Here is a 15,588-nt window from a genome sequence, read left to right on the forward strand (position 1 = left end):
GTCAAGCCACCTGAGTCTACTTGATAATTGGTAAGAAAGTTAACTTTTTTGTGTCCAAAATATTGACCTAGATCCAAGGTTTGTTCATTGCGGGAATATGAACCAAATATACCTAATACCATAATGCCATACTCTTCCTTCAAAAAGCTTTTAGATGCCAGTATTTGCTTTTCTATAACCGCTAAGGCTGCATTCCTCATTTCCAAAACTAACCGCTCCTTTACATTTCTCTTAATGATCTACTTTCAAAAATACTGCTATTCATAATTTTAGTCATAATACTCAAGATGTTAATCTATTAATAGAAATGAGGTGAAAGGTTATGAAAAACATGGAAGCTACTTTTTGGTTAGTTGTCTACAATCAAGAAACACGAGATTTTTTTAACGATACCCTTAAGCTAGATAGGGAATTGGATTTAGATAAGATTGTCGAGGATTATGAGAACAAAAATAAAAAGTATCAAGTAATACACGTAGGTGCAGGAGAATTGCCTCCTAAGGCATATCGTTCTTTAAAGTATGTAACCTAAGATAAGCACACATTTCCCCTTAACCTAAATTCTGTATAGATTCACATTGAAAAAGGATGGAAAGAAATTTCTGTCCTTTTTATTTATAATTATCTTCTTGGATAAACCATCAACGTATTAGTTAATTATAGAGTATATAGGTTTTACTGTATAATTCTTAAACATTGAAGAGTAAAATATATTGAAAGTAATACCCAATTCTCTATTAAAGTTGCAGAGGAGTTGTAACACGAATGGACAAAGATAAAGAATTTGAGAGCTACTTTAAGAAGAAGTTAGAAGAAGATCAAGAAATAATTGTATCTTTGCCATATACAAAAGATAAAATAAAAGAAATTTATTACCAAGATTATAACAATAGTAGGAATAAACCTAGTTTAAAACTTAAATTTGAAGCTCAAAATTTAGATTACAATACTGCCAAGTCCTTTCTCCCTCAAAAATGGGAAATGCCGCGAGAAGGGAAGCTCCTCTATAATGATGACGAATTAATTGCAGTTTTACAGTTAATTATTTTTAACATCGGGGTAAAGAAAAGCCTAGACATAATTCCCTTATCTCTCATTGAGAAATATGTTTTAGAGAGACGTGATAAAAATGAATAAGCTTTACAAGCATTCTCTCAAGAATGGAGATTGCGTAATTTTTAAAACAAATATGCCAAAGGATAAGATAGCCTTATTAACCGCTTTTCCTAATCAATATAGATTTATTGAATACTTTAAAGAACGAGGTTACCAATTAGTCATTTATTCTATTATTAAATAAGGACCATATAATAGTAAAAGCTAAGTTGAGCAAAATTAAAAATATCTAGTAATTGTCGTTTAGTTTGTCTAACGCCCCTGATTCTTAATTAAAGCCTTTAGTGATTCTATGAAAAGCCCACTCACTGCCGCAGGAGCGGGTTTTTATCTAGATAAAACTTTTTCATGAGTGAATGAATATTCCTCTTCTTTTCTTCCATGTTGAGCACATATATAACGACATAATATCGTTTTGTCACACGGCCTCGTTTACTAACGCTTTGATCAAATCCGATAATAGGAAACCATTTATTATAAATAATCAATCGCTACAAGGAGAGATGGCCATACAAGCCTTTAAGGCTTAGCCAAGCCCTATGGCTACAGGAGCATGCCCATAGAAGCTCCATCTCAAGTTGTAATACTCCGCATGCGCAATTGTACTATGTGTATTTTTCTGCAAAATACAAAAACCTACTCCTCCTTATTTTTACCGAAGAATTAGGCTTATGGTCTTCCGCAATGAACCCATGTGGAATATCCTTTTCTAATGAATAGTATTTTTGTACTATGCAGCAAATGAGTTTATTTTGGTAGTTGTTCTTCTTCAATATAAGCATCCGTTCGTTGAAGAAAAAAGCGATCTTTTTTGATCGCTCTTTTTTAAAGATACGCTTGATTATACAGGGTTTGTTTTATAAGCTTTTATTTAATCTTTTAGATTTAGACATAATTATCGTTAGTAAGAATGATGCTATAAGAGAAATAGTTACAGCTATAATAAAGTTAATAACACCACCAGCTTCAATTGTAACAAATCCAATAACGCCAGCTGGTCCTGGTGCTACGTTTGTAATTTGAGCTAACGCAGCATAAGAGCACCCTATTGCCGAGCCGATCATCGCTGCATAAAACGGATATTTCATCTTAAGATTTACACCAAACATGGCAGGCTCTGTAATTCCTAGTAACGCAGATATACCTGAGGACACTGCAATACTTTTCATTTTCTTATCTTTTGTAAGGAGCATAGCAGCAAACGTTGCTCCTCCCTGAGCAACGTTGTTACACGCTACAAGGGCAAGTAAGAAAGATCCTCCTGCTGCAATTAACTGAATATCAATCGGGAGAAGACTATGATGCATACCTGTTAATGTTAGCGGCGCCATAATAAAGCCAAAAATAGCGCCTCCGAACAAACCAAGTGTATCGTAAATCCATACCAAACCATCTGATAAAAGGTCACCAGCTGACCTCATGATACCGCCTACAATAGTGAAAGTAAGAAAACTTGTAATGAAAACAGTTAGTAAAGGTGTTAATAAGTTATCGAGCACGGAAGGAATAATTTTACGCAAGTTCTTCTCAGTCCAGGCCAAGATAAATGCTGCAGCAAGTATAGGGAAAACAGTACCTTGATACCCTACTTTTTCAATTGTTAACCCAAAAATGTTCCAAACAGGGACAGAATCATTAAGTACCGCATCACCATATCCATATGCATTTAAAAGAGCGGGATGTACCATGATCATTCCCATAACTGCTCCTAAATAAGGATTCCCACCAAACATTTTCGTCGCAGAAAAACCAATTAATATAGGGAGAAAAACAAAAGCTGCATTCGCAAAGACATTAATCATATCAGCTAGGTCAGTAATTTGCGGGTAAAGGTCAATTAGTGACTTCCCTTCTACAAACAATCCTTGAGAAGTTAAAACATTATTTATACCCATTAGTAGTCCTGCAGCAACTAGGGCAGGAATAATAGGTACAAAAATGTCAGATAGCAGTTTAACTAACTTTTGAACGACATTCATTTTTTTGTCCGCTTCTTTTTTCACTTCTGATTTAGGTTGATTCGGTAATATTGGCGAGTTTGATCAATGAAGCATAAACTTCATTGACAGTGCCCGCCCCTATAATAACTTGATATTGTCCAGAGCTGCTAAATTGACCTTTTACGAGTTCTATATTCCCTAATTCTTCCGTTTTTACTATTGATTCGTCCTTCAATACTAAACGTAGACGAGTGGCACAATGGGCTGCACTTATGATATTTTCTGGTCCGCCAATCGTTTCTAAAATTTGTTGAGCTGTTTGATCTATTTTTTTACTCATTTTTCTCAAGCCTTTCTTGTTGTATTTTATAGATAATCGCTTCATATGGTCTTAATGTTAGATTCTTCACTTCTAAACTAGAGTCATTATAATTACTTAATAGAATTTCTACATTTTCATTGGTCGCAATTGTATATGAAAAATCTTGAACATGTTCGTAAAAGTTACAAACAATTAAAAGCTTTTCTTCCCCTAAAATACGTTCATACGCATAAATATTTTCATCACCAGGATTTAAGAGTTGATAAGTACCATAAACAAGAGTTTTATTATTCTTTCTCATCTTAATTAATTTTTGATAGTGATAGAAGATGGACTCTGAATCATTAATTGCGCTTTCAACGTTAATGAATGTGTAATTAGGATTGAGTTTCATCCATGGTTTCCCTGTAGAAAAACCTGCATTTATATCATTAGACCATTGCATTGGGGTTCTAGCATTGTCTCTTGCTTTCATATAAAACGATTTCATTATTTCTTCTTCGCTAAAACCAGCAGCTAGTCGTTCTTTGTAAATATTTTGAGTTTCAATATCTATATAATCATCAATCGAATCAAAAGCAGCATTCGTCATACCAATTTCTTCTCCTTGGTAAACATATGGTGTGCCCTTCATTCCATGTAATAATGTTGCTAACATTTTTGCCGATTCTACCCGATACTCACGATCATTCCCCCACCTAGATACAATCCGTGGTAAGTCGTGGTTATTCCAGAAAAGACTATTCCAACCATTTTGATCTAGAGCATACTGCCATTTACTTAACACTTGTTTTAATTCTATTAATTCTAATTTCTTTAAGTCCCATCTTTGCTTTCCAGGTATCTTATCCAATTGCAAATGTTCAAATTGAAAGACCATATTTAATTCTTCACGTTCAGGGTCGGAGTATAATTTAGCATTTTCAGTTGTAGCTCCCCATGTTTCTCCGACAGTTAATAAATCATGCTTCCCAAAAGTCTCTTTATACATTTCTTGCAAATATTCATGTAGTTTGGGACCGTTTTCTTTTATTTGTTGATCTGGGTCCTTCCCAATTAAATCAATAACGTCCATTCTAAAACCACTAATACCTTTATCAATCCAATAATTCATCATATCCCAGATACTCTTTTTCATTTCTTCATGTTCCCAATTCAAATCAGGTTGCTCTTTGCTATAGAAATGTAAATAATACTGGTTTGTATTTTTATCATACTCCCAGGCTGAACCGCCAAAATTAGATTTTAATTCATTTGGCACCTGACCATTCACAGGGTCACGCCAAATATAATAATCTCTATAAGGATTATCTTTCGATTTTTTTGCTTCAATGAACCAAGGATGCTGATCTGAAGTGTGGTTTACTACTAGATCCATAATGATTTTTATGCCTCTTTTTTCGCTTTCAAGTAGCAATTTATTCATATCTTCCATTGTTCCATATTCCGATAAAATGGAGTAGTAATCACTAATATCATAACCATTATCTACATTGGGAGACTTATAAACTGGACTTAACCAAATGACATCAATCCCTAATTTTTTTAAATAATCTAATTTGCTTATAATCCCCTGTAAATCGCCAATTCCGTCACCATTACTATCATAAAAGCTGCGAGGATATATTTGATAAATAACACTTTTATGCCACCAATTTTGCTTTGTTTTTTTCATTTTAAATCCTCCCCTTTGTGTTGCGCTTACAAGTTCAGTATAATGATTACGAACTATTACTTCTTGCACTTTCATAAAAAAAGTAACACTATTTTCACTTTAGGGGATTTATTATGAAAAAGTCATCGTTAAAAGAAAACTCAATTCATGGTACTCCATTATTTCCATTTCACGTTTACAGTAAGGTTAGAGAAAAAGATTATCATGTAGGCTATCATTGGCATGAGGAATTAGAATTTATCTTTGTTGAGGACGGAGTGATGGAAGTTATCATTAATTCAGAAATAGTACAAGTAACGAAGGGGCAGTTTATTTTTATTAATTCTGGGGACTTGCACCAAGTTTCCTCAACAGGTCCCTCGATCCATCATGCTATCGTATTTCACCCACAGATATTAAATTTTGACTATCCCGATACGAGCCAAAATTCTATAATAAAACCTATAACAAAAGGATTTTTACGTTTTCCTTCTTTCGTTCAGATTGAAGGAAAATTTAAAAATGATATTGCTGATAAATTAATAAAAGTTATTAAAATAAACAAATCCGTATCTGAACTCTCTGCATTAAATATTAAGATCACGTTACTCGAAATTATTTTTGCACTTTTTGAAAGAAACCTTTTTTTGAAACTACAAACAAATGTGAAAGAAAAACAGGAAAATATAAAAAAAGTAATTACCTATATCCAGGATAATTACGATAAAAAAATATTACTTGAAGACTTAGCCTCTCTTTTAAATATGAATAAAAACTATTTCTCAAAATATTTTCATGAGGTAATTGGCAGAACACCTATTACCTATATAAATGAATATCGATGTGAAAAAGCAGCTGAGTTATTAAAAAGCAGTAATCTAAAAGTCTTGGATATTTCCTTTATGGTTGGTTTTGAAAATTTCAGCTATTTCATTCGGAAGTTTAAAGAGCATAAGCGATATTCTCCATCCCAATATAGAAAGAAATTTGATGTGCGAGATATTTCAAAATAATAATAAGAGTATTGATCATACTTTAATTAACCTCGTTAGTTACATTCTTTCACAAAGTCGGCTAAAATGAGGACATTTGCTGCGTAGTATTAGTCTACTACGTAGTAAAATAATAACCTCATCTTCCATATTACTATTACTTACTGCCTTTACTAAGTATCTTTTTCACAAAACCATCTACGTTTTTGCATTTCTATCAAAATGCCTTGTTAAACAACCTGGCCTGTTTGGTGCAGAAAAGAAAATAATTCAAAAATGAGCCCAATTTGGGCTCATTTAATCAATATTTTATTTCAAGTAATGCGACATTCTCTTTGTGTGTTGTGTGCGTAATCATGATACTGAAACGCAAATAGTTGATTTTGCGCAAAGATGTCCCCCCCTCAAGAATAGGGGGTCTAATCAAAAACAACACAATTTCAATCCTTCATTAACCTCATTCAGCAAATACTAAGAAATCACAAAACCTTATAAACCTATGAAAAAGCTTTAAGCATTCTTCTTTATTTCCATTTATAGAATATACCTTTATCATTGTATAAAACCCATTATGCCCGCTGTTTTCATATATAAAATTAAGCATATCTTGTCTCATATCTATTTTACTTAAAGCGTATGCAACGCCAAAGTCAACATAGTCCGAATTTGCTGAGTAATAAAAATGTGAATAATATATCTTCTTCAGGTAATCAAAAAACATTTCTAAAGATGACGTTATCTTATGAGTCTTATTAACGATTTTATTCCATACTTCTTGTGTTTTTACTACATTGGATGGTTCATTTATTTTGTTATATATATCATTTAAGGCATCTTGATCCTCAACCTCATTAAGCAGTTTTAACAATTCACTATCTATCAAATTTTCCCTTGAACTAGTTTCTTGTTCGATATTTGTTGTCGCTTTAAATACTGCATTGCATTCCTTGCCATATACTTCACATAATTGTTTATACCTATTGTATACATCTAAGTCATTGATTATTGCTTCATCGCTGTGCCTTTTGATGTTTTCAAAACAGAAATATGCTTGATCAAAGGCATCTTTTTCTTCTTCATCTTCAAATATACCTGCTTCTAAAACTTCAAAGTAAACCTTAATTTTTTCTCGATAATATGATTCATAATTTCTTCCATGATAACCGTCATGCTCTATCCTATAAAGATCCATTACTTTTTGTAATTCGCTTATATCATTTATATGATAGACCTTTTCAATTAAAAAAACCGTAACTAACTCATTAAATAATAAATCCTCCTGCTTCATTATCCTCAGAAATTCCTCTGCAAGATCTAGATCAATCCTACTGGTAATTCTGAGTAACTTCTCAAAAGCTCTCCAATCACCAGAATCATCAGTAATTTTCCCTAGAAAGGAAAGATATTTAAATACCTTTTGGATTATTGCTCTATTTTTTTCCTTACTAATAAAATTGTTTTCAACCATTAACTCAAGGGAATTTATCAGTTCAAAATCTACAATTCCGTCTTTTCTCCAGCCGTGTCTTAATATTCCTTTATTAATCCCCTTTGAAATACAATCGATACTTTTATTTTCGTTAAATTCGGAATATAAGTATGCTAATTGAAACCAACTGTTTACATTATCTTCTATGCTAAATGTATATTCTGGACCATTTTTTATTAGATGTTTTTCGATTTGCTCTATTTCGGAAATGTCTACCAGCTTGCTAAATAAGTCTATGTTTTTCTCTTTTATGTAACAAAGGATTGTAAGTACGCTAACTTGGTCTGTATTTGAAAATAAATAATCTTTAATCCTTCTTAATTTATCTATATTTATTGCTGCATTTGTCAGTATGCTGGCCCAAGCTTTTGAGAACGAATAAATGTAATTATTCGAAGACGAAAGTATGTCATTGCAATCACAAAACCTCTTTACTACCTTTCCAATACTGATTTTATTCTCTAGTAAATCAAAATACCCTTTATACAAATCAACGTAGATAGCTTTCGCATCCACAAATCCTCTACTGAAAAAGTCTACATGTTTATTACATGCAACAGTAATAAATGAATAAATTTGATTATATTCTTTATGAGTAAATAAATCTATATACCTTTTATCACTCAAGCTATTCCAAAAATTAGTTAGAGCTTCCCTCTCTTCTTCAGAAATATCCATACCCAAATAATTTTTAAATACAATTCCTATTTCATTATTCAATAATTCATCTACAGACATCCGTTCTATCCTTGCGGATAATGCTTGATTAATTCTACCTTCCCATAAATAGTGTAAATAGTCTGTTTGACAAAATAATTCTAATAATGCCACTAATTCTTTATCATTTAGTAAACCTATCAAGTCTACTATGTCGTCACTTCTCTTATCTAATATACACTTTAAAAATGCTTTTATAATTTGCTCATCATGTGTTTCAGCAAGCATATAACCTTTTTCATCGTCAATATAGTTCTTTCTCACAAGATCTTCAAGAACATTAATAGCATTCTGTTCCATTATATAAAGCTGAATAAATAAGAAATTTTTTATATCTTTAATAACAGCATTAGAAAAATGCTTTGAAAAATCCTTATAATTTTCCTCTATTTTTCTATTTAATAGAACTAGTTTATCCACCAATTCCTTTGATAGATTAAATTTTCCATTTTTCCAACAAACTACTATGTTTCTAAGGACACTTCGTATCTTTTCTTCTAATGGATTTGGTATGATATTTTTGTATTGTTTGTTGGTATTTCTATCTTCTATTTCTCCAAGAATTTTTTCTAAGTCACCGCTTAAATGACTGGCTAAAGGTAGGTTTTCTTCAGTAGTTAACGATTCGAATATCTCATCCCTTTGTACTGCAATTGCTTTGGTTAATTCCTCAGAATGCAAATAAGATGGATCATCTGCACCCCAGGCTTTATTCTTCCCCAGATAAACATTTATAAGATTTAGTTCAATCATCCCTGCTAAATTATTTTTGTAAGAGTATTCCTGTCTTAATACCTGCATGAAAAATTCTTCAAAAAATTTTCTGTTTGATAATACACGTAAATCTCTTAGAACATTGGGGTTAACCTCATATTCTTCTATTAATTTCTGTGAAAAAAAATATTCTTGAAATCTCCTGTGCTGATATACGTATGAAAAATAATCAAGCGATTCTTGATTATAGTTTTTCTCAAAAAAGCTCTCAGCTAGATAAGCAACAATTTGATTTGCATCTTTATAATCAATTCTTGGATATTTATTAAGGACTAGCTCATAAACCTTTTTGTTTGAAAAATTTAATGTGAAATATTTTTGCATCTCATATGAAATTAATTTATTTAACTCAATTATTTCATTTTTCTTTGGATTTGGTATGTTTAGATGATTGAGTAATTTTTTATGTTCAACATCATCAATTATCGATTCGATTTTCAACTTTAAAATATCGATAATATAATTTTTGGAATTCCCCTTATCAATAACATCCCATAACGATCTTATTAATAATATGTCTTTAATTTCTGATAACAATTGACTTTCAGTTTTCAATTCATCAAGTAATCTTATTTTTTTAGTATCATTTTTAGCATCAAAGTATTTCTGGATATCAGAAATACCTAGTTCTCCAATTTTGTACTCTTTTATATCTGGAAAATAACCTTTTATTAATATTCTGTTGATGCTTTCCTGTCTAGATGAAACAATCACTTTACTTGTATTATGATTATTTACTATCTCATTAATATAATGAAGAGTAATTTCTACTTCCGTTTCTGGTATTTCATCTAGCCCATCTAATAAATATATAAAATTATGTACGCCTTCACGCATTTTATAGTCATTCTGTCTATTTCTAATTAAGTTTTCTAAGGATTCTTTAGAACAATACTTTAAGTTAATTAACATAGGGATAGCATTATTTTTTTCAAGCACATTAAGCATACTCTTCTCGTCGGGCTTATTTAATCCAGAATATTCTTGAAAGAAATTATGCATACAAATACTTTTACCTGATCCAGGATTTCCAATAACCATAGAAATTTTATCCTGGACATTTAAAATTATCTCTATCACTTCACTAAACAAATAAGTATTGCTGTCTGTAACAATTGGTAGATCTAAATACTCTCTTGATTGAAGCAAAGTGATTATGTCTTGATTGGTATTTTCCTTAATAAATCTAAATTCATCTCCAACACCAAAAAAGGCCTGAGCTATGTCAATATTTGATGGCTGTACTAGCAATGTCTTTATCGATGTAATATCCTTCCATACAATTGTTACCCCTTTATCCTTTGCCATCTTCACAATTTTTTGAGCACTATCACAGCTTGTCCTTGCTGCCTTATTTAGGTAAATAAATATATAATCAAGTTCTCCATCAAATTCTTCAAGTGCATTTTTAATAGAATGACTGATTTGGCCGTAATCAATTTTAATATCAAAAAATTTAGATTGATAGCCATAGCTCTTTCCTTTGTAATTTACAGGTTTTGTTTCTAGGCCCTTTTGATTATGATCTGCTGAAATTGCCCCTGTCACTTTTAACTCTCTACAAAACAAATAATGACATAGTTCTTCAAAGGATTCTTGTAAGCTTTCAAATTTCCTCCCAAACTGCCTCCAATCTATTTGTATCATTTCTTATCCCCGCTTCCTTCTCATATTAATTATAGGACAATGAAACCTACCTAAATCTCGCAAAATCTCGGGCTATATATTTACTAAGGCTGTCCAAAGGATATTCTTCACTTTCTCCTGTGTCTTGATTCTTCTTTCGGCCATTTAGCCATATACTCCTTTTTCCGACATTTTTCCCAGTCTTATTCGTTGTACATTCATTGAGATATTCTTCTGAGGTCATTATCCACATGGTTTCCATCCGCTCTGAATAAAACACAAAATAGTAATTATCTCGATAATCATGTGTCATTGCTGCGAATAAAGCAGCGTCGCCAAATTTCACATTTTTCGACCGTGCTTTGATTTGCATTTCAATAAAACTGCCATCTGCTTTCCTTATAACAACGTCTATTCCATCATCATCAACAAGAGGAACATAACAATCTAATCCTTCTTTAAGCATTAATCAAATTAGATAATATTCTATTCGCTTTCCAAATCCAGCTAAATGCCTATACCTCACCCGGATTCATCCCCTTTCTTTTCTTTTAGCCGAAGAACAACGTATTCGCCTTGCACTATCTAGTCCTGAGCGTAGCGGTGCCTTTACACTTGAGGCCCCCTTTTGTATCCTCTAGCGACGGAGGAGCGTTGAATGGAAGGTGCCTTTCCTTTCTTACTCAAGGGTTTCCAAAGGTGGTAGGGCCCCAGTGTCAAGGCCAGGACGGTGGGGAGAGCTCAACCGATATATCTGGTTGTTATATTCTTAGTCTAACACACTGTGTTTTTTCTATTGAATAGTATCCTTGAACTGTGTAGCAAATAGATCTGTTGTTTTTCGCCTTGCTTATTCAAAATTAGCGATTCGATTGCTGCATATAAAAGCTATAGTATCTTTTTGTGATTATGAGTAAAGGTTCGAGTTTCTTTAATAACACACTTAGTTTTTTACACATTTGCTAGGATCAATTCTAATGGGTTCCCAGTATCCTTCAGAATCCTTTTTATATTGAGATATTAATACATCTGTATCATTTGCTAATTGATAAAAAATAAACCGATAATCGGCTCTATCCGTACCAATATAATCAATGGTTTTGACGTAACCATCTTGTTTAGTAGGTAGCTGTTTTTTTATTAACTTGCACCAGTTTCCATACATAATACCAACAACTGCTTCCGCATCATGCTGCCAGAGGTGATATGGTGCACATAGAAAGTCCTCTCCGTACAATTTCATCTCGTCAATTTTATACAGGTTTTGAACTTTCTTTAATTGGACATAGCCGTAATAATAAGCAAAATAGGTGACACCTTTTGATGAACCTTCGATGCTTTCTAGCTCAATGAAATAAGGCACAAGGCCTTTTTCATCAGGGAGTCTGTTCATCTTAATTAAATTTATATGTCCAATTCCAGCAAACGATTGAAGATATTCATTATAGGAAACCCTTTTATGATAGTCTTTAGTAAAAAAGTTATAAGCAATTGGATACGGCAACTTTGCCATCCCCACAGTTCCGCACCCACCCAACTGGTTTTGAGTGAGGTTTTCTGCCTCTCTTAAAATACTAAAGTAATTTAAAACAGTTTCATCAGGAGTCCGAGTTAATGTTGCAGGGAGTTTAATTTCTTTGTAGCTTTTTTCATAATAGGGATCAAAAAATTGAATGTTCTTGACAAGGGTATTTTTAATAGGGATATTGGAAGGACGAAAGTATTTTTCGACATCTCTGGTACTTATTAATGAAGTTTGGTTTCGTTCAACTGGTTGGCCAAATATTTGCGGTTCGTATTGAGATCCCATAACAAGAGTCAATTTTTTTCTAAGATTATGATTGAAAATCCGATTTATCCATCTTTTAAAATGTTTCAATTAGACTCCCCCTTCAAGAATAAACTATTTTACCTTATTCACTTTTTTGCAAGATTATTAATATGTTGTTAAGCAATCTGGCCGATTGTGGAACTCCTACCTCCAATAAATAAAACCTCTTTAATAAAGTACATTCTTTCATAAACGAAATTATTTGTTGCGAGTATTTAGTCTACTAAATAATAAAATCTAGACCACTTGCAAAAGAACGGTCTTATTGACAATCAATCAAATCTTTATAAACTTTTTATTTTCAAAACTCTGGTTATATCTGTTATATCCAGAAAGATTACAATGGTAAACGGTCTGTTACTCTTTGGTACACTTTTGGTCATTGGGTGGTAAAGCTATTTCAGAGGTGGTACATTTCAATGGCTGTAAAATAACGAACCCCTTAAGTTTAATTTTGATACTTTAACCCTTACGTATGTATACCTTAAGTCATAACTGACCTCTTCTACATTTGTCGTAAATTTTTTTGTTAGAGGGTACTAATTAACAACAATTTTATCGAGTTTTCCCCACTTTATAAAAAACCATACCGAAACGTATGGTATTACTGAGTTTAAAACCACTTAAAAATGGATAAAAAGATGGATAATTGACGGATAATTATTATCCATCTTTTTATCCATAAAATTATTTAATCTTTAGAACAAATCATTAGGAATTAGTTTTTTAAAGGTGCATTTCTACTTTAGATTAAAATATCTTGAAATTATATTAATGGTTCATATTATTAATAAATAAAAATTCATTGTCTTTCCTAAAAACAGAATGACAAATTCTATTTCAAATCTCATTACAAATACAATAAACAAATACAATAACAAATAATATTGTGAAATCCGGTTTTGAAAATAAGAGAACGTCAATCCCTTCAACGGTAAGTAGTTGGCGTTTTTTTGTATTTTTCTGACTAAATGACACGAGGTGCGTTAAATGGTCTTTTTTCTCCTAATTTACTTGTTGATATAGTTGATAAAACAAATGGAACGATAACAAAAATTGCTTTAGGTATAACAATTTTAGTTGATATTATAATTGAATGGATTTACATAAAAATGGAAGCAATAGGCATTAAAAAAACCTGGTATGAACTAAAAGTTAATTCATGCCAGGTTTATATGTGTGTATAGGTTGTGTGATCACTTTGTTTATTGTTTGATTACTAGTAAGTCCAACACGAATAAGCCGTTATCCTTTCTTTTTTTAAAAAAGGACACAGCTTTATCGTTGTTCGAGCCAATCGAAATTACTCTTATGGGTTCGTTGTTTATTTTGTTGTTCTCGTCGCTCTTGCTCTTGTTTTTCTAACAGTTTGGCGTTCATTCTGAGTGGAATTCTTTTCTTTCTGAAAAAGCGAACAATCTGTTTTAGTTTTTGAGCTTCCTCGTCTGCTTTCTTTTGTTGAGAAAGGAGAGAGTTACTTGCTAAGGAAACGATCAGTTCTTTTTCATCAATTTTTTCAAAAAGGATATCTGCATTATCAATGCCATTTTTCTTACACTCTTCTTCGAACATTCCTTTGACTGTGTATGTGTGTTTTACAAAAGCGGCTGTTATGGAATCAGATAAGTCTGTCCATGGTGCTTTTGCAGTGCGAGAGGACATGACTTCGTGTGCTTCTTGGATTAATTGTATATCTTGATCAATCAATACTTTGTGTTCTTCGCTAGAATCAGCGATGAATAAGTTCACTAGTCCATAGATGTGGCCTTCTTTAAATGAATATTTAGAAGTAAACTCCTCTCCCCTAATTTTTTTCGTTTCGAATTTAAGAGCAGATAAAATAACCTTCTTGATTTCCTCTAATAAGTAAAAGTCAACGAAGTAATTAACAGCTTTATTTTTTAAATCGTAATAAACAATGTTCTCATGTTTTTCAGCAAAGTATTTCTCCAAGGATGCACGATAAATGTTTAGTCCGGCTTCGTCGAATTGCTGCATCAATGATTTTTTCTTTCCGGTAAACATATGGAAAGTGTCTTGTTTCATATCCTCATGAAACATGTGGTGCTTCTCTGCTAATAAACGAATTTCTGTTTCACTAGCCTTATTGGATATTGCTTTCTGTTGGAATGTCTCAGTTGCTACTTTAAGACCGATCACATGATTATTCTTTTTATATTTGCTGGTGCGTTTTTTCTTGTTGTTTACAAATCCGCACATCTGGTTAAACAATTCCTTGTAATTGCTATTGTTTTTATCGATTTCAGAGGTTTCTCCTGGAAGGCGTGCGGAAACGAAGCCATTGTCGATGAGATAAAATAAATCCTCAACCATGTCTTGATAACTGTGATAAACAGGCATGCCAAATTTATCGTTATGTAACGTGTTTTTATAGAGGTTTTCAATAGCTACCTTCGTATCTTGATTCCATACGTTTAATGTTGCGACATAAAGAAATAGTCGTGTTTGGTTTAAGGTTAATTCCAAGAATTCAGGCGAAGTGAAGATTGGAAGGTGCTTTAGGTAAGAGTCCGCCCCTTTTGTAGACACGTGGAAACTAGAAACGTAGTAACCATTTTCAAAAGTTAATAGTTTCTTACCTCTGTATGTAATTTCGCATAATTCATCTAAAGCTCTACGGAAAGAACGTCTTTCGCAGTACATTTGTTTTTTTACTAATTCTTTATCGAGATGAATTCTTCCGTCATGGTCCACATATGGAAGTAGGTGGAAGATGAGGTTTATAGCTGTTTTTGACATAACGATTTCCTTTTTGGCGATAGCTCTTAAAAGTTCTCTATCCAATTTTGCAGTATGTATACCAAAGTTCATTTTCATCTCACCTCTTTAGAGTCATTTAATTTATAACAAAACAGAAAAAAGCACCACTAATAAATCGATGCAGGTATTTCTACCCATCGGCTCTTAGTGTGGTGCTTCCACGTTTTAAATGTATTAAATTATCTCATAGATTACTTATAGTTAATCTTTATAAACTATATATACTTTATTATTGATTATTATACATAAATTTTATACTCTTATCAACCTGATGCTAGTATAGTTTCATGGACACAACTTAGTTAAGTTTCTATAGATTTGTTACACTATATAGAAGAAAGGTTGT

At 32.2% G+C, this 15,588-nt stretch carries 8 protein-coding genes and 2 pseudogenes; 3 read left to right on the forward strand and 7 right to left on the reverse strand.

Going from position 1 to position 15,588, the window contains the following annotated elements; all coding sequences use genetic code 11:
* Positions 1–206 (reverse strand): annotated as a pseudogene (locus SAY88_RS23280) (hypothetical protein); the annotation flags it as partial.
* A gap of 116 nt (positions 207–322) precedes the next feature.
* Here SAY88_RS23280 and SAY88_RS23285 point away from each other — a divergent pair.
* Both SAY88_RS23285 and SAY88_RS23290 read left to right on the forward strand, forming a co-directional pair.
* On the forward strand, positions 323–532 hold the full coding sequence (locus SAY88_RS23285; protein WP_332634719.1) for a hypothetical protein: 210 nt from the start codon (positions 323–325) through the stop codon (positions 530–532).
* A 233-nt stretch (positions 533–765) separates the two neighbouring features.
* Positions 766–1,137 (forward strand): hypothetical protein, encoded by a 372-nt coding sequence (locus SAY88_RS23290; RefSeq protein WP_332634720.1) that lies wholly within the window; start codon positions 766–768, stop codon positions 1,135–1,137.
* Positions 1,138–1,973: 836 nt separating this feature from the next.
* Here SAY88_RS23290 and SAY88_RS23295 read toward each other — a convergent pair.
* Positions 1,974–3,396 (reverse strand): annotated as a pseudogene (locus tag SAY88_RS23295) (sucrose-specific PTS transporter subunit IIBC).
* Positions 3,389–5,053: a glycoside hydrolase family 13 protein gene (locus SAY88_RS23300; RefSeq protein WP_332634721.1), complete on the reverse strand. Its 1,665-nt coding sequence runs from the start codon at positions 5,051–5,053 to the stop codon at positions 3,389–3,391. The pseudogene SAY88_RS23295 and the gene SAY88_RS23300 overlap by 8 nt, the downstream one beginning before the upstream one ends.
* A gap of 113 nt (positions 5,054–5,166) precedes the next feature.
* On the opposite strand from SAY88_RS23300, the gene SAY88_RS23305 reads away from it, so the two are divergent.
* Entirely contained in the window at positions 5,167–6,045 is an 879-nt protein-coding gene (locus SAY88_RS23305) for an AraC family transcriptional regulator (RefSeq protein WP_332634723.1), read from the forward strand.
* 436 nt (positions 6,046–6,481) lie between these two features.
* On the opposite strand, the gene SAY88_RS23310 is transcribed toward SAY88_RS23305, so the two are convergent.
* From SAY88_RS23310 to SAY88_RS23325, 4 genes are all read right to left on the reverse strand, one after another.
* A complete protein-coding gene (locus SAY88_RS23310; protein ID WP_332634724.1) occupies positions 6,482–10,651 on the reverse strand; it encodes an NACHT domain-containing protein in 4,170 nt (1,389 codons plus the stop codon).
* A gap of 46 nt (positions 10,652–10,697) precedes the next feature.
* Positions 10,698–11,096, reverse strand: coding sequence for a hypothetical protein (locus SAY88_RS23315; RefSeq protein ID WP_332634725.1), 399 nt, complete (start codon positions 11,094–11,096; stop codon positions 10,698–10,700).
* Between the two features lie 477 nt (positions 11,097–11,573).
* The gene (locus SAY88_RS23320) at positions 11,574–12,509 is read right to left on the reverse strand and encodes a hypothetical protein (RefSeq protein ID WP_332634726.1); all 936 of its coding nucleotides are present in this window, start codon (positions 12,507–12,509) and stop codon (positions 11,574–11,576) included.
* A 1,230-nt stretch (positions 12,510–13,739) separates the two neighbouring features.
* Positions 13,740–15,293, reverse strand: coding sequence for a hypothetical protein (locus tag SAY88_RS23325; protein ID WP_332634728.1), 1,554 nt, complete (start codon positions 15,291–15,293; stop codon positions 13,740–13,742).
* Positions 15,294–15,588: the final 295 nt, after the last annotated feature.

Origin of the sequence: Halalkalibacter flavus, assembly GCF_036663575.1 — a bacterium.
GTDB classification, from domain to species: domain Bacteria; phylum Bacillota; class Bacilli; order Bacillales; family Bacillaceae_D; genus Halalkalibacter; species Halalkalibacter flavus.